Origin of the sequence: Actinomadura violacea (assembly GCF_017573465.1) — a bacterium.
GTDB classification, from domain to species: Bacteria; Actinomycetota; Actinomycetes; order Streptosporangiales; family Streptosporangiaceae; genus Spirillospora; species Spirillospora violacea.
Map to the genome: position 1 here is coordinate 141,444 of NZ_JAGEPF010000020.1, position 19,183 is coordinate 160,626.

Consider the following 19,183-nt stretch of genomic DNA (forward strand, 5'->3'; position numbering starts at 1 on the left):
CCAGCATGAGGGAATCCTTGCTGAATGTCCAAGAAGTTTGTTATCGTCCTCGCCATTGTGATCGACGACACAGCACCGGGCCCGATCTGTGCAGGTCAGCGCCGTGTGCACCAGCCGAGGAGGCGGAGCTGAACGCACAAGCGACAGCCGGACCCGAACATTTCGCCCGCACCCGTCCGGACGCCGCCGCCCTCGTCGAGGGCGGCCGGAGCCTGACCTGGGCGGCGTGGAACGAGCGCGCCGACCGGCTCGCCGCGGCCCTCGCCGCCCGCGGCTACGGCGCCGGCTCCCGCATCGGCGTGGCCGTCCGGCCGCGGATCGAATGGTTCGTCGTCAACGCGGCCCTCGCCAAGCTCGGCGCGATCCAGGTGGCGATGAACCTGCGGCTCACCCCCGCCGAACTCGCCTACATCGCCGAGGACAGCCGCACCGAGGCGGCGTTCCTCGACGTCCGCGACCCCGGCCCGGTGGAGGACGCGCTGCGCGCCGCCGGCGCCGGGCTCGTCGCGCACGTCGACCCGCCGGACGGACTGCTCGGCCTGGCGGACCTGCTCGCCGAGCAGCCGGACCCGGAGCCGCGCGTCGCGCGGAACCAGGCGCAGCTCATCGTCTACACCTCCGGCACGACGGGCCGCCCCAAGGGCGCGTTCCGGCAGACGCCGACCGCCGACCCCGACATCCTCAGCTGCTACCTCGACTCCACCCGGTTCGACGACTTCTCCTCCGGCGACGACCGGCGCGCGCTGCTGAACATGCCGATGCACCACGCGGCCGGCCCGAACCACGCCAACGCGTGCCTCGGCAACGGCGGCGTCGCCGTCCTGCAGCGCCGGTTCGACGCCGAGGAGGCCCTGCGGCTGATCGGGGAGCACCGGGTCACGCACTGGCACGCCGTCCCGACCATGCTGCAGCGGATCTTCGCGCTGCCGCCGGAGGTCCGCGCGAAGTACGACGTGTCGAGCCTGCGCAAGGTCAGCGTCGGCGCCGCGCCCGTCCCGTACGTGCTGAAGGAGCGGGTGTTCGAGTACTTCGGCGAGGGCCTGCTCTACGAGGGCTACGGCTGCACCGAGGCCAGCATGATCGCCGGGATGCGGCCCGAGGAGCACCGCCGCAAGCCCGGCGCCGCGGGCCGGCCGTTCCGGCACGTCAAGGTGAAGATCGTCGGCGACGGCGGCGCCCCGCTGCCGGAGGGGGAGACCGGCGAGATCCTCGTCTGGACCCCGCGGATGATCCCCGAGTACCTCGGCCGCGGCCCGCTCGGCCCCGACGTCCTGGACGCCGGCGGCTACTTCCGCACCGGCGACCTCGGCCACCTCGACGCCGACGGCTACCTCTACGTCACCGGCCGCCGCACCGACATGATCATCGCGGGCGGGGTGAACATCTACCCCGCCGAGATCGAGGAGGCCCTGCGCGCCCACCCGGCCGTCGCCGACGTCGCGGTGATCGGCGTCCCGGACGCCGACCTCGGCGAGCGCGTCCACGCGGTGGTGGAGCGCGCCGCGGGCGCCGACGCCACCGAGGACGACCTCGTCGCGTTCACCGAGGGGCGGGTCGCCGGGTACAAGCGGCCCCGCGCCGTCGAGTTCGTCGACGACCTGCCCCGCAACGCGATGGGCAAGATCCTCAAGAAGCGGCTGCGCGAGGAGCGGGCGTCATGACCGGCGGGCCGGCCCTCGTCGTCGACGACCTGCACGTCGAGTACGGCGGCGCCGGACGCGTCCTCAAGGGCGTGTCGCTGCGGGTGCCCGCCGGGTCCGTCGTCGCGCTGCTCGGCAACAACGGCGCCGGGAAGAGCACCGTCCTGCGCGCGATCTCCTCCACGCTGCGGCTGCACCGCGGCGCCGTCCGGCAGGGCTCGATCAGCTGGGACGGCAAGCCCGTGACCGGCCGGGACGCGGCCGACATCGTCCGCCGCGGGATCGTGCAGGTCCCCGAAGGACGGCACGTGTTCGGCCGGCTCACCGTCGAGGAGAACCTGCGGGTCGGCGGCAGCGCGCTGAAGAACCGCGGCGAGCGCGCGCGGGAACGCGAACGCGTGCTCACCCTGTTCCCCGCGCTCACCAGGAAGCTCGGCGCGCGCGCCGGGATGCTGTCCGGTGGCGAGCAGCAGATGCTCGCGATCGGCCGCGCGCTGATGGCGCGGCCCCGCCTGCTGCTGCTGGACGAGCCGTCCCTCGGCCTCGCGCCGAAGATCATCGCCGGGATCGCCGACGCCGTCCACGAGATCAACCGGCAGGGCACCGCGGTGCTGCTCGTCGAGCAGAACTCCGCGATGGCGCTCAGCCTCGCCGGCACCGCCTACGTGCTGGACGTCGGCCGGGTCTCGCTGTCCGGACGCGTCGGCGAGGAGATCGACGCGGCCCGCGTCCGCGAGCTGTACATGGGGGTGAAGCCGTGACCGGGGAACAGGCCGCCGAAGACGCGGTACTGGCCGTCGAGGACGTGGCGCTGAGCTTCGCCGGGGTCACCGCCCTGGACGGGGTGTCGTTCCGGGTCGAGCCGGGCACCGTGCACGCCGTCATCGGCCCGAACGGCGCCGGCAAGACCAGCACCTTCAACGTCATCTGCGGCGTCTACGCCCCCGACCGCGGGAGCGTCACGCTCGGCGGGAACCGGCTCACCGGGCTCGCGCCGCACCGCATCGCGCGGCTCGGCATCGGCCGCGCGTTCCAGAACATCGCCCTGTCGGGACGGCAGACCGTGCTGGAGAACATCCTGCTCGGCCGGCACGTGCTGACCCGCGCCGGGGTGATCGCGTCCGGGCTGCGGCTGCCGTCCGCGCGCCGCGAGGCCCGCGAGGGACGCGCGAAGGCCGCCGAGATCGCCGAGCTCGTCGGGATGTCCCGGCTGCTCGACCGGCCCGCCGGGCTGCTGTCCTACGGCGACAAGAAGCGCCTCGAACTCGCCCGGGCGCTGGCGATGGAGCCGTCGGTGCTGCTGCTGGACGAGCCCGTCGCCGGCATGAACGACGAGGAGACCGCCCGCACCGCCGGGGTCATCCGCGACGTCCGCGACCGCACCGGCGTGTCCGTCCTGCTCATCGAGCACGACATGACCCTCGTCATGGACGTCTCCGACCGGGTGACCGTCCTCGACTTCGGCCGGCTCGTCGCCGACGGCGCCCCGGACGAGGTGCGCCGCCACCCCGAGGTGCTGCGCGCCTACCTCGGCGGCGCCCTCGGCGAGACCGACGCCGGGACCGACGCCGGGACCGAGGCCGGGACCGGCGCCGGGACCGAGGCCGTGGCCAACCAGGACCAGCATCAGGAGGACAAGTGACCAAGCTGATCGAGCTGCTGGTCAACGGCGTGTCGCTGGGCATGCTGTACGCGCTGATCTCCGTCGGGTTCGTCGTGGTGTTCCGCAGCACCGACGTGATCAACTTCGCGCAGGGGTCGACGCTGCTCGGCGGCGGCTACGTCATCGCCCGGCTGTCCCCGCACACCGGGTTCTGGCTCGCCGCGCTCGCGGGCGTCGCCGCGACCGCCGCGTTCGCGATGCTCGTGGACCGGCTGCTGATCCGGCCGCTGCGCCAGCGCGGCGCCCGCCACGACGTCGCCGCGATCGTCACCATCGGGCTGGACATCGTGCTGCTCACCGACCTCACCCGGCGGATCGGGTCCGACATGCTGCACCTCGGCGACCCGTGGGGGAACGCCGTGGTGAACATCGGCCCGGTCACCGTCGCGCAGACGCGCGTCGCCGCGATGGCCACCGCGCTCGTGCTCATCGGCCTGTTCGGGCTGGCGTTCCAGCGGACCGGCTGGGGCGTGGCGATGCGCGCCACCGCCGAGGACACCGAGGCCGCCATGCTGTCGGGCGTCCGGCACAACCGGGTGACGCTCAGCGCGTGGGCGATCGCCGGCGCGCTCGCCGCCGTCGCCAGCGTGTTCCTGACCGCCTCCCCGTCGCCCGGCATGGACGCCGCGACCGGGCAGACCGCGCTCAAGGCGTTCCCCGCCGCGGTCGTCGGCGGGCTCGACTCGATGACCGGCGCGCTCGTCGGCGGCGTGATCATGGGCCTGGCGGAGAGCCTCGCGTCCGGCTACCAGGGGCAGCTCACCTTCCTCGGGCAGGGCTTCGGGTCCGTCATGCCGTGGGTGGTCATGCTGCTCGTGCTGCTGGTCAAGCCGTCCGGGCTGTTCGGGACGAAGGCGGCCGCCCGTGTCTAGGCGCGTCCTGCTCGCCGTCGCGGCCGTCGTCCTCGCGGTCGTCCCGTTCTACGCCGACACCTCGCTGCTGCAGATGGGGCTGTTCGTCTGCGCCGCCACGATCGGCGCGATCGGCCTGAACCTGCTCAGCGGCGTCGCCGGGCAGCTGTCGCTCGGGCACGCGTTCTTCCTCGCGGTCGGCGCGTACGGGTACGTCGCGCTCGCCGGGACCGACGACCGGATCGGGCTCGGCCTGCCGACCTGGCTCGCCGCGGTCCTCGCGCCCGCGCTCGCCGGCCTCGCCGGGCTCGCGTTCAGCCCGATCTCGTCGCGGCTGCGCGGCCTGTACCTCGGCGTCGCGACGCTCGCGCTCGTCTACATCGGCCAGCACGTGCTCTACAGCGCGACCGACCTCACCGGCGGCTACGACGGGCGCCCGACCCCGCGGCTGTCGCTGTTCGGCCTGAAGTTCGGCGACGACTCCGGCATCACCGTGTTCAACGTGCCGCTCGGGCAGTACGAGCTGCTCTGGTACCTCGGCGTCGTCCTCGCGGCGCTCGCCTGGTGGTTCGCGCGCGGCGTCGTCGCCGGGCGCCCCGGCCGCGGCCTGCAGGCCGTCCGGGACGGGGAGGTCCCCGCCGCCGTCATGGGCGTCGCGGTGCGCCGCGCCAAGACCTCCGCGTTCGTGCTGTCGTCGGTGTACGCGGGCGTCGCCGGCGTGCTGTACGCGCTGATCGTCGGGCGGGTCGTGCCCGACTCGTTCGGCCTCACGATGTCGATCGACTACCTGGCGATGGCGGTGCTCGGCGGGATGGGCGTCGTCGGCGGCTCGGTCGTCGGCGCCGCGATCGTCACCGGCCTGCCGCTGCTGCTCGGCCGCTACGTGGACGCCCTGCCGCTGCTCGCCGAGCCGGGCTCCGGCGGCGTCGACCCGTCCTCGTTCGCCCGCTACCTCTACGGCGCCCTGGTCATCGTGCTGATGATCTTCGAGCCGGACGGGCTGGCCGCGGTGGCCCGCCGCGTCCGCGCCCTGCTGCCCGCGCCCCCCGCCGTCCGCACGCACCCATCCACCACACCCCACCCCCGCGGAGGACGTCCATGAACCGCACGCGCACCCTCGCCGGCCTGGCCGCGCTCGCCCTGCTCGCCGCCGGCTGCAGCTCCAAGGCCGTCAAGCAGGACTCCGTCGGCTCCGACGGCGTCAAGACCGGCCCCGGCGTCACCGCCGGCACCATCACGCTCGGCGAGATGGCGGACCTGACCGGCCCGTTCGCCGCCAACGACACCAAGATCACCAACGCGCACCAGCTGTACTTCTCCCAGCTGAACGAGAAGGGCGGCGTCTGCGGGCGCAAGGTGAGGCTGGACGTCGTCGACCACGGCTACGACGTGCAGAAGGCGACGACCCTCTACTCCGACCTCGCCCGCAAGGTGCTCGGCTTCAGCCAGGTCTTCGGCTCCGGCGTCAACGCCGCGCTCATCGACAAGTACGCCGGCGACAAGGTCCTGGTCTACCCCGCCAGCGGCGCCGGACCGCTGCTGAAGAGCGAGAACATCCTCGGTGCCGGCTCCACCTACGATTACGAGGTCATCAACGCGCTCGACGCGTGGCTCCAGGACGGGACGGTCAAGCAGGGCGACACCATCGCGCACGTCTACCTGGAGGGCGACTACGGCGGGACGGCCATCAGCGGCAGCCGCTACATGGCGCGCAAGCACGGGCTGAAGCTGACGGAGGTCAAGATCAAGCCGACCGACACCGACCTGACCTCGCAGATCGCCGGGATCAAGAACGCCGGCGCGAAGGCGATCCTGGTCAGCGCGTCGCCGAAGCAGCTCGGCTCCGTCGCGGTCGCCAGCGAGTCCGCCGGGCTGCGCGTCCCGATCGTCGTCAACGGCGCCGGCTGGAGCGGCGACCTGCTGGAGGGCGCGTCCAAGAAGCCCGCCCTCGACCGGGTCACCGTCGCGCAGTCGTGGGCCGTCCCGTCGATGAAGCTGCCGGTCGTGCAGGACTTCGTCGCCGCGTACCAGAAGAAGTACCCGAACACGAAGCTCGACAGCAACGTCACGCTGGGGCAGTCGTCCGCGGTCGTGTACGCCAAGGTGCTCCAGCAGGCGTGCGACGACAAGGACCTGACGCGCGAGGGCGTCCTGAAGGCGGTGAGCCAGCTGAAGAACGTCGACACCGAGGGCCTGCTCCCGCCGCTCGACTACACCGTGAAGGGCCACGCGCCCGCGACCGAGTCGCTGCTGCTGCGCCCGGACGCCGGTGTCCCCGGCGGCGTGAAGGCCATCAGCGAGACCCGCCACGAGAGCAAGGACATCGCCGGCTACACCCCGGACTACGCCAAGTGACGCGGGGCACCGCGGCGCGCCGGACGCCGCGCGGAAGATCGAAGGGGGACGCATGCGCCTGAACGGCAAGGTGGCGCTCATCAGCGGCGGGGCGCGCGGGCAGGGCGCCGCGCACGCCGAGATGCTCGCCCGCGAGGGGGCGGGCGTCGTCATCGGCGACATCCTCGACGACGCGGGCGAGGCGACCGCGGAACGGCTGCGCGGCGAGGGCCTGCCGGTGCACTACGTGCACCTCGACGTCCGGCTCGCCGCCGACTGGGACGCCGCCGTCCGCATCGCCGAGGACCGCCACGGGCGGCTCGACGTCCTGGTCAACAACGCCGGGATGATGACGCCCGGCGACGTGGCCGAGGAGACCGAGGACAACTGGGACCACGTCGTCGCCGTCAACCAGAAGGGCCAGTGGCTCGGCATGCGCGCGGCGATCCCCGCGATGCGCCGCGCCGGCGGCGGGTCGATCATCAACGTCGCGTCCACGTTCGGCGTCCGCCCGCCCGCGCACGGCGTCGCGTACGCGGCGGCGAAGGGCGCCGTGCGCGCGCTGACCCGCAACGCGGCGATGGCGCTGGTCAAGGACGGTATCCGGGTCAACTGCCTGATCCTGCCGATGGTCGACACCGACTTCCTGGCCCGCGCCCGCGCCACCGGCGGCCTCGCCAAGCGCGTCCGCGACTACCCGATGGGCCGGATCGCCACGCCCGCCGACATCTCGCCCGGCGTCGTCTACCTCGCCTCCGACGAGTCGTCCTACATGACCGGCAGCGAGCTGGTCATCGACGGCGGCCTCCTCGCCGGGACCGCGACCCGCCTCGACGAAGGGGACTGACGATGCTCACCGTCCACTCGCCCATCACGGGGAGCACCCTCGCCGAGCTGCCGGAGACCTCGCCGGACGACCTCGACGCGATGTTCGCCGCGGCCCGCGCCGCGCAGCGGGAATGGGCGCGCACCCCCGCGCCGGAGCGAGGCCGGATCCTCGTCGAGGCGGGCCGCCTGTTCGCCGCCGACGCCGACGAGCTCACCGAGCTGGAGACCGACAACACCGGCAAGCTCCCGTCGATCACCCGCAACGAGGTGCGGCGCAGCGCGTCCGCGCTCGCCTACTACGGCGGCTGGGCCGACAAGGCCACCGGCACGACCGTCCCCGTCTCCGGCGACCTGCTCGCCTACACGGTCCGCGAGCCGCACGGCGTCGTCCTCGGCATCACGCCGTGGAACGTCGGCCTCCGCATGGCCGCGAAGAAGGCCGCGCAGGCCATCGCGTTCGGCAACGCCTGCATCCTCAAACCGGCCCCCGAGACGCCCCTCACCACTCTCCGGCTCCTGGACGCGCTGCACGCCGCGGGCGTCCCGGAGGGCGTCGTGCAGATCGCGCTCGGCGGCGCCGACCTGGGCAAGGCGCTGGTCGCGCACCCCGGCACCGACCTGATCAGCTTCACCGGCAGCACCCTGAACGGCCGCCGCATCGCGGCCGCCGCCGGCGAGCGGCTGACCCCCGTCGTGCTGGAGCTCGGCGGCAAGTCGCCGCAGCTCGTCTTCGCCGACGCCGACCTGGACCGGGCCGTCGACGGCGTCGTCGGGGGCCTCTACACGACCACGGGGCAGATGTGCGTCGCCGGGTCGCGGCTCTACGTCCAGCAGGACGTCTACGGCGCCTTCGTCGAACGGCTCGCGGAGCGCGTCGCGGCCATCCGGGTCGGCGACCCGCGCGAGCCCGGCACCGTCCTCGGCCCGCAGATCACCGCCGTCCAGCGGGACAAGACCCTCGCCGCCATCGACCGGGCCCGCGCCGACGGCACCCGCCTGCTGGCCGAGGCGCCCCTCCCGGACGACCCGCGCCTCGCCGGCGGCTACTACACCCCGCCCACCCTGTTCGACGGCGCCGACCCGGATTCGGACCTCATGCGCGAGGAGGTGTTCGGGCCCGTCCTCGCCGCCGCGCCGTTCACCGACGAGGCCGACGCGCTCGCCAAGGCGCACGACACCCGCTACGGCCTCGCCGCCGGGGTGTGGACGCGGGACGGAGCCCGCGCCCACCGCCTCGCCCGTGACCTGCGCGCGGGCGTCGTCTGGCTGAACACCTACCGCGTCCTCAGCGACCAGGTCCCGTTCGGCGGCAACGGCGACTCCGGCTTCGGCCGCGAGAACGGCGACGAGGCCCACCGCACCTACACCCGGGTGAAGGCGGTGGTGGCCGACCTGACCGCCTGAGCCCGTGACCACCCCGCCGTCTCTGCGCCCCGCCTGGGTCAGGGACGGCGGGCGGTGACGATCCAGGCGCGGGAGTCGAAGCGGACGCCGTCGTCGCTCAAATGCGCCGCGAGCGTCTCGCGCAGCCGCTCAACCGCGCGTGCCGCGGCGCCGGGTCCTCGCCGTGCCGCCGCAGTTCGGCGTCGTAGCCGCCGGGATCGAGCCTGCGCCTCAAGACGGGCTCCCTATCCAGCGCCGGTAGGCGTCCACGTCGGCGTTGCCGCCGCACACGATGGTGGCGACGTGGCGGCCGGCGAAGCGGTCGCGGTCTTCGAGGACCGCCGCCATGCCGAGCGCGGCCGACGGCTCGACGACCAGCCCGGCGCGCTCGAAGAGCATCCGCATGCCGGCGACGATCGACGCCTCCTCGACCAGGACGGCGTCGTCGGCGACCAGGAGCAGGTCGTCCAGCACGGCGGGGATCGGATACCGAGCGGCGACGCCGTCGGCGATGGTGTCGGCCGTGTCGGTGGTGACGACGCGCCGCCCGCGCCACGAGCGCGTCATCGCCGGCGCGCCCGCCGGCTGGACGCAGATGACCTCGACGCCCGGTGCCAGCGCCTTCACCACGTGCCCGACGCCGGTGGCGAGCGCTCCGCCGCCGAGGGCGATCAGGACGGCGTCGAACGGCGGCGCGTCCTCCACCAGTTCCAGGCCGATGGTCGCCGCGCCCTCGCAGGTCTCGATGTCCAGGCTGTCCTGGACGAGCCGGACGCCGTCGCGGCGCGCGATGGCCGCGGCGTGCTCGCGCGCCACGTCGAAGTCGCCGTCCACCAGTTCCAACCTGGCGTCCAGCGCGCGGATGCGGTCGAGCTTGGCGGCGGGCGCGGCGCGAGACGCCACGACGGTGACGTCGAGCCCGCGGCGACGGCCGGACCAGGCGAGGGCTTGGCCGAGGTTGCCCGCGCTGGCGCACACCACGGCGTCCCGGCCCTCGTCGGCGAGCAGGCTCGCGACGACCTCGGTGCCGCGGCCCTTGAAGCTGCGGACCGGGTTCGCCGTTTCGAGCTTGATGCTCACCGCGCATCCGAGCCCGGGTTCGAGCGCCTCGCAGCGGTACAGCGGACTGTCGAGGAACACCGGGTCGATCACCTTGCGGGCCGCCCGGATCCGGGCGGTGTCGAGGCGCGTCACGGCAAAGCAGCGTAGTACCGGAGGCTGGGGAGCGCCCCTACGAGAACCGGCCGGAGACGGGCCCGGTTTCCTGTGGATAACGACAGAACGTGAACGGGCGGCTGGTGAACCGCAATCTGGATATGTAACATCCAGATTTATGTTGATCATTGCCTTGCGCGGGCGCCGCGTCGCCGGAGGCCCCGGACGACCCCGGCGGGCCGGATGCAGATGACGGAGACCCCGGCCGGGGCCCGCGCCTGGGCGGCGGTGCTGGCGGTGACGCTGGGGATCTTCGCCCTGATGACCTCCGAGCTGCTGCCGGTCGGCCTGCTCACTCCGGTCGGCCGCGACCTCGGTGTCGCGGACGGGACGGCCGGGTTGATGCTGACGGTCCCGGGCCTGGTGGCGGCGGTGTCCGCGCCGCTGATCACCGTCCTGGCCGCCGGGGCGGACCGCCGGCTGCTGCTGGTCTGTCTCGTCGGCCTCGTGGCCGTGGCGAACCTGGCCTGCGCGGCGGCGACCCATTTCGCGGTGATGCTGCTGGCACGGGTGGTCATCGGCGTGGGCGTCGGCGGGTTCTGGGCCATCGCCGGGGGACTCGCCGTCCGGCTGGTGCCGCCTCGGCACGTCGGCCGCGCGACGGCAGTCGTGTTCGGCGGGGTGTCGACCGCGTCCGTCCTCGGCGTGCCGGCCGGGACGTCGATCGGAGACCTGACCGGGTGGCGCACCGGGTTCGCGGCGGTCGGCGTGCTGGGACTCCTCGCCCTGGCCGGGCTGCTCGCGCTCGTCCCCAAGCTGCCCTCGCAGGGCACGATCGGCTTCGGCGACCTGGGGCTGCTGCTGCGGGAGAACGCGGCGGTGCGGCTCGGAGTGTTGATCACCGTCCTCGTCGTCGGCGGCCACTTCACCGCCTACACCTTCGTCCGGCCCGTCCTCCACGCCGTCGGCGTCGAGGACGGCCTGGTCGGGGCGCTGCTGATGGCGTACGGCGTCGCGGGCGTGGCGGGCAACTTCGCGGCCGGAGCCCGCTCCGCCCGGCACCTGCGCACCACCCTGCTGCAGATCTGCGTCGCGATCGGCGCCGTCACGGCGGTGCTCGCACTCGCCGAACCTGGGCCCGCCGGAGGAACCGGACTCCTGATCGTCTGGGGGCTGGCCTACGGCGGCGTGTCGGTCTGCCTGCAGAACTGGATGCTCAAGGCCGCGCCCGCCACGACCGAGAGCGCGTCATCGCTGCTCGTCGCGGCCTTCAACCTGTCCATCGCGCTGGGCGCCCTCGGCGGCGGCGCGGTCGCCGACCACGCCGGCCTCTCCGGAGCCCTGGCCGTGACCGCGCTCCTGCTGCTCGCGGCGGCCGCCCTCATCGGCGTAGCCCGCACACCCCGGCTCTCGACCCCACCGACCGCCCCCGATCGCCGCTGACGCCCGGGGCGCTACGCCTTTGCGCGGTGATGGAAAGGTCTTCCGGCATCCGCCGCGGCGATCGATAGTCGCCCTGAACCACTGGCCCGGGCTCGTACGGAGCCCGGCGACGAACGGGGTGAGCGAAATGAGCAGTGCCAGGACCATCTCCGCGGTCATGGCCACCGGGCTGGCGGGCGCCGGCCTCGTGGCCGTGGCCGCCGCGGCTCCCGCCGGCGCCGCCGCACGTCCGGCGGCCCGTCCCGCCGCGGCCGCGCGGCAGGCGCCGGCCAGGCCGGCGGCCGGGGAGAACGCGCGCAGCACCAAGTGCCGCAAGGCGTCCAGCAGCATCAGCGGCGCCAAGGCATGGGGGACGCTGTGCTGGAACCCCGACCAGATCTTCGCGAACGGATACGTCCGCGACAGCAAGGCCGACGGCAAGTACGCCGCGTTCCGGGTCCAGTTCCGCTACTGGAACCTGGTGAAGTGGCAGACGGTCACCACCTACATCCGCACCACCAAGGGCTACAAGTCGCCCAAGACGCTCAGCATCCGCAACTGGACCAACGAGTCGGGATACAAGATGAAGGACTTCTGGATGCAGGTCTGCAAGCAGGGAGGCAGCCACCGGACCTGCGACGGCCACTGGCACTGACGCACGACCCGGCGGACGGGGGCCCGCCGCCCCGGCGACCGAGCGCGATCACGGTCGCCGGGGCCGGCCCTCGATCAGGGACCGGCCGAGCGCGGTGACGCAGTGCCGGACGCCCTGCCCGTCCCGCTCGGTGCCGATGAGGCCGGCGTCGCGCAGCACCGAGGCGTGCCGGCTCGCGGTCGGCAGCGGCAGCTCGGTGCGCGCGGCCAGTTGCGTGGTGGTGCAGTCTCCGAGGGCCACCGCCTCCAGCACGCGCGCACGAGTCCGGCCCACCAGGGCGGCCAAGGCGCGGCCGCCGGTCCGCGCGGCGGAGGCGCGGTCGTCCTGGACGACCGAGCCGGCCCAGTCCGGACGCGGCGTCACCGGATAGGCGAGCACCGGCGGCAGCGCCGTGTCCAGCAAGGTCACCGGCTGCCCCCAGCAGAAGAACGACGGCTGGAGGACCAGGCCGCGGCCGTCCAGGACGATGTCGTGATCGGCCGGGTAGGCCAGCTCCAGGACGGGGGAGTCCCAGCGCGCCGACGGATGGATGCCGGCGAGCACCCCGGGCCACCCGGCCTCGGCGAGCGTCTGGCGGCGCATCGCCAGGTCGCGGCCCACGCCCTTCGCGACCCGGTCCCAGTACGGGGCGAGGCACGCCGAGGTGTAGCGGCTCACCGCGTCGGCGACCCGCTCCAGCGTGCCGCGCTCGCCCCGCGCGAGCCCGCCGGCCCACGCCGGCACCGGGCTCCCGGGGTGGCGCGCCGCGAGCTCGGTCACGTCCTCGTGCAGCCGCCGCGCCGGGGTCGCCCGCAACGCCTCCATGCCGTCCTGCAGGGTGCCGGTCGCGGTCGCCGGCGTGAGGAAATCGACCGCGTATCCGCTGGACGGCACCAGATCGGTCAGCAAACGCGCATCGGCGGGAACCTGCGCCCGGACCGCGCGCCGCCAATGGCCGAACACGACCGAGCCCTGAACGCGGCGCAACCGGTACAGGCTGAGCACCGTCTCCCACATCGCATCAGGGCCCTTCGCGAGGCGGGTACGCGACAGATCCTCACCGGTGAAATGAATTCGCAGCATCGCACACCTGAATTCGAGTTCCTGGCCTGTGAGATGCCCGCCGGCCCGGAATGGGTTGCCATCCCCGGTGATCACCTTGTCCGCAAACCCGATTCCGATCCCGCCCCTATCACCTCGCGCTCGCGCATGGGCGCGTGGAGAGCGGAACATTATCCGGCGGCATGCTTTTCGGTGGTGTCGCTTGCCGACGACAAGGTTTTGTTGCGGGGCGTCTTCTGCGGGGACGGGCCGAAACGGTGCCTGTACTGGGACGGAGAGAGGCCGGTCGCGCGGCGCATCACGGCGCGCAGATTCGTCGCGGTGCCGAGGCCGCTGCGGTGGGCGACCACGTCCAGGCGCGATTCGCCGCGCTCGATCAGCCGGCAGGCCAAGGTGAGCCTTTCCGCGGTCAGCCAGGCCAGCGGCGTCGTGCCGAGCTGCGCGCGGAAGCGCCGATGCAGCGTCGCCGGGCTCACCGCCGCGCGCGCCGCGAGACCGGCCACCGTCAACGGCGCGTCCAGCCGCTCCTGCGCCCAGGCCAGCACGGGCGCGAGTGACTCGTCGGGGATGTCGGGGACGGGGCGCTCCACGAACTGCCGCTGCCCGCCGTCCCGGTGCGCCGCGAACACCAGCCGCCGGCTGACCGCGTTGGCGACCTCCGCGCCGTGGTCGCGGCGGACGATGTGGAGCCCGAGGTCGAGGGCGGCGGCGCTCCCGGCGGCGGTGAGGATGTCGCCGTCGTCGACGAACAGCACGTCTTCCTCAAGCCGGACGGCGGGGAACCGGGCCCGGAACGCGTCCGCCCACTGCCAGTGCGCGGTGGCCCGGCGCCCGTCCAGCACGCCGGCCTCGGCGAGGGTGAACGCGCCGCTGCAGAAGCCGACCAGCCGCGCGCCGCGCCGGTGGGCCCGCCGGACGGCGTCGAGCACGGCCGGGCGGCGGCGCACCTCGACGTCGGGCCGGTTCGGGACGATCACGGTGTCCGCCGCGTCCACCGCGTCCAGGCCGGCGACCCCGGTCAGGGTGAAGAAGCCGTCCCGCATCAGGGTGCGCGGCTCGGACGCGCAGAGGCGGAAGTCGTACAGGTCGCGGCCGATCTCGGGCCTGCGCAGGCCGAACACCTCGGTCGCGCAGCCGAGTTCGAAGGGGTTGGAGTTCTCGTCCACGATCACCACGACACGGTGCGGGCCCGCCGCGGAACCCGCGTGAGAGGAATCTTGCGCCATGTGCGATTCCTAGCACTTCTCTCCGCGATGCTCCACCCGCGAGGATCGGTCCATGAACAACGAACCCGTCACCCTCGCCACGGCCCTGGCCTCGTTCGACGCGCTGTGGAGCCCCCGCGTCGTGACCCACGTCAACGACTACGACGTGCGCATCGCCAAGGTCGAGGGCGAGCACGTCTGGCACGTCCACGACGACACCGACGAGTTCTTCCTCGTGCTGGACGGCGAGCTGGACATCGCCTTGCGGGAGGCCGCCGGGGAGCGCACGGTCCGGCTCGTCCGGGGGGCGGTCTTCACCGTCCCGCGCGGCACGGAGCACAAGCCGTCCTCGGCCGCGGGCGCGGCGATCCTGATGTTCGAGCCCACCGGGACGCTCACGGTCGGCGACCGCCACGACGAGATCCCGGCGCACGTCGACGCGACGACCGGCCACCCTCTCGGCGAATGACTCGCCGAGGAAAGCAGGAGCGCCCGTGAGCTGGCTGCCCCCTGACGAGTACGTGCGGACTCTTCCCAACGCCACCATGTACGCGGCTCTGTACTTCACCGATACCGAGGGCAATCCGCTCGCTCTGCGCTCGGCGCACGGTGTGGAGGCCTGGCAGTTTCCGGGCGGCAACGTCGAGCACGGCGACGCGGACCCGTTCGCCGTCTTCGACGGCGGGGTGCTCACGGCCTCCGAACTCGAACGGATCGTCTTGGATCCCGCCGAGCACACGGATTGGCTGGTGCAACCGCTCAGTGCCTGGAAGGCGACGATGAGCCCGCGCCTGTTCACCCGAATTGCGGCGCTGCAGGAAGCGCGCGATGGCGGGTCTGCGGCATTCCTTAGCGACCCGGGACCGATCCCGATGTAGGCCACTCGCCGCGAGGGTCACGGGTCGTTCTTCCGGCGCGCAACATCGTGTCAACGGCGGCATCTTCTTGATCTTGGAATTGTAGGGTCGGCGTGCCCTTCGACGCCTGCGGGGCAGGTGGCGGTATCCGCTTGTACCGGCGCTTTCCCGCGGCGACGCTCCCGAAGTGAGGAAGGTACGTTGAAACGACGTTCCACGTCGGTGATGGCCGCGGCGGCCACCGTTCTCGCCTGCACCGTCGCGGCTCAGCCCGCCTTTGCAGATGGTTCCGATCCCGCCCGCGTGGTGCCCGTCTCGGGTGCCAGCGCGCTGTCCGCCGACTGCGGCTCGCCCGCGGGCGACGGATACGTGCTCAACCCGAACACCGAGGTCCAGCCCATGGTGGCGCGGGACCCGAAGCGGCCGTGGCATCTCGTCACGGTGTACCAGCAGGACCGGTGGAACCGGTACGGCAGCAACGGGGCCGTCACCGCCGTGTCCGACGACTACGGGGCGAGCTGGCATCCGTCGGCGAACCGGCCCGCCTTCTCCCGCTGCGATGGCGGCGACTACGACGTCACGACCGACCACTGGGTCACGGTCACGCCGTCCGGTGCGGCGGTCGCCGCGTCGTTCTCGCTGTCGCGCACCGGTGAGACGACGGCGATCCTCGTGTCGCGGTCAGGTGACGGCGGCAAGCACTGGGACGCCCCGGCGACCCTGCAGCGCGACGATGACCCCGAGTTCTTCAACGACCGTCCGACGGTCACCGCCGACCCGTACCACCCGGGCGTGGTCTACGCGGTCTGGGACCGGGTCGACACCCGGTCGAACGGGGAGTGGGTGCAGCCGGTCTACCTGGCGAAGTCGACCGACGACGGGCGCACCTGGTCCACGAAGAAGGCGTACGACTTCCCCGCGAACAGCGGCGCGATCGGCACCGAGCTGGTGCCGATGGCCGACGGGACGCTGCTGATCGGCATGCACCAGGAGACCGACACCGGCGCCGCGACCCAGGTCATCCGCTCATCCGACGGCGGGAGCACCTGGTCGGCGCCGACGCTGGACGTGGCGGCCCCCTTCACCGTCGGCACCAAGATCCCGGACCCGGACGGCTCGGGCGACCCGGTGCGCAACGCGACGCTGCCGCTGCTGGCGGCCCAGCCGAACGGCAAGACGGTGAACGCGGTCTGGCAGAGCCAGGACGCCGACGGCACCTTCCACGTCGCGTACGCCCGGTCGGCGGACAGCGGGAAGACCTGGTCCAGCCCGGTCCGCGTGGACAAGACCCCCACCGGTTCGGCCGCGGTCCCGGCGATCGCCGCGTCCCCCGACGGCGCGCTGGCAGTCACGTACTACGACTTCCGCCACAACACCTCCGCCGCCACCCTGCCCACCGACCTCTGGGCCGTGACCTGCGCGAGCGACTGCACGAAGCCCGGTTCGTGGCGCGAGCGGCACATCGAGGGCCCGTTCGACGCGCGGGCCGTCCCGTCGACCAGCTCCGGCCGGATGCTCGGTGACTACACCGGCCTGGTCTCGACGGGCTCGGCCTTCACGACCGTGTACGGCGTGGCCACCGGCGACACCGCCAACCCCGTGGACCTCCACAGCGCGACCTTCTACAACTGACCGACAGGACGCGACCCGCCGGCGCCCCAACGCCGGCGGGCCGCCCCGGACCGTAATGTCATCGCCGTATGGGCCGGCTTCGCCCGCTGCGGTCGCCGCCCGGCCGACGAGGCGGCGTCCGCCGGCGTCGGTACGCCGAGCCGAGTACGTCTGCGACGGCGGCCGCCAGTGCGACGCCCACAAAGGCGGCCGAGGTGAACACGCCCCGTCCGGCGGCAAGGGAGAAATCGCGATGGGACGCGGCGAGCGCACCGAGGAACGACGATGCGACGACCGCGAGGCCGAACGCCGATCCGAGCCGCTGCCCGGTCTGGAGGACCCCTGCCGCCGTGCCGCCCTGGACGGGCGGGACGTCCTGGAGGGCGAGCGTCAGGTTCGGTCCGATCACCAGCCCGCTGCCCGCACCCGCGATCAGCAGCGGCCCGGCGAGCACCGCCCACATCGGAGTCCCGTCGTAGAGGCGGATCAGCAGGCCGACGGTCACCAGCGCGAGCACCACGGTCAGAGTTCCGGCGACGACCAGTGAACGGCCGAAGCGATACGTCGCACGACCGCCGAGCGCGGCGCTGACCGACGAGCCGATCGAGAACGGCGCCCCGGCGGCACCCGCGGCGAGCGCCGAATATCCCAGGCCCTGCTGGAAGTACAGCGACAGCACGAACACCAGGCCGGTGTAGCCGGCGAAGTAGACGACCCCGATGACGGACCCGATCGCATACGGCCGATGGTGCAGCAGACGGAGGTCGACCAGCGGCGACCCGTGACCGCGGCCGTAGTGCCGTTCCCAGGCGACGAAGCATGCCAGCAGCACGACGCCGAGCCCGACCGGCGACCACGGCACGGACCGCTGCGCCCCTTCGGCCCGGATCAGCGGCAGGATGACCGCGGTGATCCCGGCGCCGAGCAGCACGACGCCGACCAGGTCGAGACGGGTTCCCCGCTCGCGCCCGCGGTCGCGGGGGAGCAGCCGGACCCCGAGAACGAACGTCACCGCGCCGAGCGGCAGGTTCACGAAGAAGACCCAGCGCCAGCCGTCCGCCGAACCGGCGAGCTGGATCAGCAGGCCGCCGATCAACGGGCCGACCGCGGTGGCCGCCGCGACCATCGCGCCGTAGAACCCGGCGGCGGTGCCGCGTTCGCGCCCTTGGAACAACTGCTGCATCAACCCCACGATCTGCGGCGTCAGCAACCCTCCCGCGGCGCCCTGCCCGAGCCGGGCCCCCACGAGCCAGCCCCCGGACACCGACAGCCCGCACACCGCGCTGACCACCGTGAACGCCGCCAGACCGAGCAGGAACACCCGGCGGCGGCCCAGGCCGTCACCGAGCCTGCCCGCGGGAACAAGGACCAGCCCGAACGCCAGCGTGTAGCCGGCGACCACCCATGACAGCTGCGCAGGCGAGGTCCGCAGACCCGCCTGCACGGATGGCAGCGCGACGTTCACCACGCTGACATCGAGCAGCGTCATGAACCCGGCCATCAGGCAGACCGCGAAAGCCCGCCATCGTCTCGACTCACTCTCCGGCACCGGTTCTCCCCCCATCGCGTATGTGCGGTTCCAGTGCAGCGGTGCGGGAGAGCCGCCATCAATCAGCGAATTCACCGTGGAACAATCACCGATGGGAATCAGTGGAGGTCACGGGTGGAGGTCCGCCAGCTTCGCTACTTCGTCGCCGTCGCCGAGACCGGCCACTTCGGCAGGGCCGCGGAGTCGCTGCACATCGTCCAGCCGGCGGTGAGCAAGCAGATCGCCGCCCTCGAACGCGAACTCGGGCTCACCCTGTTCGACCGCTCGCGTCGCCAGATCAGGCTCACCGCCGACGGCGAGGCGTTCCTGCCCCACGCCCGGCGCGCGCTACGCGGCATCGACCGCGCCGCGAAAGCCGCCGCAGACCTGGCCGCCGGAGGCACCGGCACCCTGCGCGTCGGCAGCGCACGCGGACTCGGCAGGCGCCTGGAGGACATCCTCGCCGCGTTCCGCGCCACCCACCCCGACGTCACGGTCGAGCTGACGACCACGTCGTCGGTCCCGGACAAGCTCGCCGCGGTCGCCTCCGGGGACCTGGACGCCGCGTTCGTCTCGGCCCCACCGCGCAGCACGCCCGGCGTGGCCGCCCACCACCTGTGGGACGAGCCGCTCCTGCTCGCCGTCCCCGCACGCCGTGCGGGCACCGCCGCCGACCTCGCGACCCTGGCCGACCTGCCCCTCGCCCTCGCCGCCCGTGACGAGGACCCCGGCACCCACGACCTGATCACCGACGCCTGCCAGGCCGCCGGTTTCACTCCCCGTCCCGGCCCCACCCTCACCCACGCCCAGGACATCCTCGCCGGGCCCATCGCCGCCGGCCGCTGCTGGGCGCTGCTCCCCACCAGCGCCGTCCGCGCGGAATCGGCGGCGGTCTCCTTCGTCGAGCCGGACCCGCCGATCCTCGTCCCCACCGCACTGGCGGTGCCCCGCCCCACCCGGCGCGCACTGACGACAGCCTTGCTCGCCGCCGCCAAGACGTCCGCCTGACA

18 protein-coding genes are annotated in these 19,183 nt (G+C 73.2%); 14 read left to right on the forward strand and 4 right to left on the reverse strand.

What is annotated here, in order from left to right; all coding sequences use genetic code 11:
- The first annotated feature begins 5 nt into the window (after positions 1–5).
- Genes J4709_RS31505 through J4709_RS31540 form a run of 8 tightly spaced genes read left to right on the forward strand, consistent with a single transcriptional unit; the run spans position 6 to position 8,720 of the window.
- The gene (locus J4709_RS31505) at positions 6–1,661 is read left to right on the forward strand and encodes a class I adenylate-forming enzyme family protein (protein ID WP_208246078.1); all 1,656 of its coding nucleotides are present in this window, start codon (positions 6–8) and stop codon (positions 1,659–1,661) included.
- On the forward strand, positions 1,658–2,401 hold the full coding sequence (locus J4709_RS31510) for an ABC transporter ATP-binding protein (RefSeq protein WP_208246080.1): 744 nt from the start codon (positions 1,658–1,660) through the stop codon (positions 2,399–2,401). Before J4709_RS31505 ends, J4709_RS31510 begins: the two co-directional genes overlap by 4 nt.
- Entirely contained in the window at positions 2,398–3,282 is an 885-nt protein-coding gene (locus J4709_RS31515; protein ID WP_208246081.1) for an ABC transporter ATP-binding protein, read from the forward strand. Before J4709_RS31510 ends, J4709_RS31515 begins: the two co-directional genes overlap by 4 nt.
- The gene (locus J4709_RS31520) at positions 3,279–4,175 is read left to right on the forward strand and encodes a branched-chain amino acid ABC transporter permease (RefSeq protein ID WP_208246083.1); all 897 of its coding nucleotides are present in this window, start codon (positions 3,279–3,281) and stop codon (positions 4,173–4,175) included. The genes J4709_RS31515 and J4709_RS31520 overlap by 4 nt, the downstream gene beginning before the upstream one ends.
- Positions 4,168–5,256: a branched-chain amino acid ABC transporter permease gene (locus J4709_RS31525; protein WP_307801697.1), complete on the forward strand. Its 1,089-nt coding sequence runs from the start codon at positions 4,168–4,170 to the stop codon at positions 5,254–5,256. The genes J4709_RS31520 and J4709_RS31525 overlap by 8 nt, the downstream gene beginning before the upstream one ends.
- Positions 5,253–6,509: an ABC transporter substrate-binding protein gene (locus J4709_RS31530; RefSeq protein ID WP_208246085.1), complete on the forward strand. Its 1,257-nt coding sequence runs from the start codon at positions 5,253–5,255 to the stop codon at positions 6,507–6,509. Before J4709_RS31525 ends, J4709_RS31530 begins: the two co-directional genes overlap by 4 nt.
- A gap of 52 nt (positions 6,510–6,561) precedes the next feature.
- Complete coding sequence (locus J4709_RS31535) at positions 6,562–7,335, forward strand: SDR family NAD(P)-dependent oxidoreductase (RefSeq protein ID WP_208246088.1); 774 nt, start codon at positions 6,562–6,564, stop codon at positions 7,333–7,335.
- A gap of 2 nt (positions 7,336–7,337) precedes the next feature.
- Entirely contained in the window at positions 7,338–8,720 is a 1,383-nt protein-coding gene (locus J4709_RS31540) for an aldehyde dehydrogenase family protein (protein ID WP_208246090.1), read from the forward strand.
- A 210-nt stretch (positions 8,721–8,930) separates the two neighbouring features.
- On the opposite strand, the gene J4709_RS31545 is transcribed toward J4709_RS31540, so the two are convergent.
- On the reverse strand, positions 8,931–9,893 hold the full coding sequence (locus J4709_RS31545) for a threonine ammonia-lyase (RefSeq protein ID WP_208246091.1): 963 nt from the start codon (positions 9,891–9,893) through the stop codon (positions 8,931–8,933).
- A 210-nt stretch (positions 9,894–10,103) separates the two neighbouring features.
- On the opposite strand from J4709_RS31545, the gene J4709_RS31550 reads away from it, so the two are divergent.
- Both J4709_RS31550 and J4709_RS31555 read left to right on the forward strand, forming a co-directional pair.
- Positions 10,104–11,297, forward strand: a complete 1,194-nt coding sequence (locus J4709_RS31550) for an MFS transporter (RefSeq protein ID WP_232384307.1) — start codon at positions 10,104–10,106, stop codon at positions 11,295–11,297.
- Between the two features lie 127 nt (positions 11,298–11,424).
- A complete protein-coding gene (locus tag J4709_RS31555) occupies positions 11,425–11,931 on the forward strand; it encodes a hypothetical protein (protein ID WP_208246095.1) in 507 nt (168 codons plus the stop codon).
- 48 nt (positions 11,932–11,979) lie between these two features.
- On the opposite strand, the gene J4709_RS31560 is transcribed toward J4709_RS31555, so the two are convergent.
- Together J4709_RS31560 and J4709_RS31565 are read right to left on the reverse strand one after the other, a co-directional pair.
- Positions 11,980–12,993 carry an ArsR/SmtB family transcription factor gene (locus J4709_RS31560; RefSeq protein WP_208246097.1) on the reverse strand — a complete coding sequence of 338 codons (1,014 nt, stop codon included), beginning with the start codon at positions 12,991–12,993 and terminating at the stop codon, positions 11,980–11,982.
- Positions 12,994–13,142: 149 nt separating this feature from the next.
- On the reverse strand, positions 13,143–14,198 hold the full coding sequence (locus tag J4709_RS31565; protein ID WP_208246099.1) for a GlxA family transcriptional regulator: 1,056 nt from the start codon (positions 14,196–14,198) through the stop codon (positions 13,143–13,145).
- Positions 14,199–14,250: 52 nt separating this feature from the next.
- On the opposite strand from J4709_RS31565, the gene J4709_RS31570 reads away from it, so the two are divergent.
- The 3 genes from J4709_RS31570 to J4709_RS31580 all read left to right on the forward strand — a co-directional run bounded on the left by J4709_RS31570 (position 14,251) and on the right by J4709_RS31580 (position 16,666).
- On the forward strand, positions 14,251–14,646 hold the full coding sequence (locus J4709_RS31570; protein ID WP_208246101.1) for a cupin domain-containing protein: 396 nt from the start codon (positions 14,251–14,253) through the stop codon (positions 14,644–14,646).
- 25 nt (positions 14,647–14,671) lie between these two features.
- Entirely contained in the window at positions 14,672–15,055 is a 384-nt protein-coding gene (locus J4709_RS31575; RefSeq protein ID WP_208246103.1) for an NUDIX hydrolase, read from the forward strand.
- A 180-nt stretch (positions 15,056–15,235) separates the two neighbouring features.
- Positions 15,236–16,666: a sialidase family protein gene (locus tag J4709_RS31580; protein WP_208246105.1), complete on the forward strand. Its 1,431-nt coding sequence runs from the start codon at positions 15,236–15,238 to the stop codon at positions 16,664–16,666.
- A 58-nt stretch (positions 16,667–16,724) separates the two neighbouring features.
- Here J4709_RS31580 and J4709_RS31585 read toward each other — a convergent pair whose 3' ends face one another.
- Positions 16,725–18,194 carry an MFS transporter gene (locus tag J4709_RS31585; protein ID WP_307801700.1) on the reverse strand — a complete coding sequence of 490 codons (1,470 nt, stop codon included), beginning with the start codon at positions 18,192–18,194 and terminating at the stop codon, positions 16,725–16,727.
- 114 nt (positions 18,195–18,308) lie between these two features.
- Between J4709_RS31585 and J4709_RS31590 the strand changes: the two genes are divergently transcribed.
- On the forward strand, positions 18,309–19,181 hold the full coding sequence (locus J4709_RS31590) for a LysR family transcriptional regulator (RefSeq protein WP_208246107.1): 873 nt from the start codon (positions 18,309–18,311) through the stop codon (positions 19,179–19,181).
- The last annotated feature ends 2 nt before the right edge of the window (positions 19,182–19,183 follow it).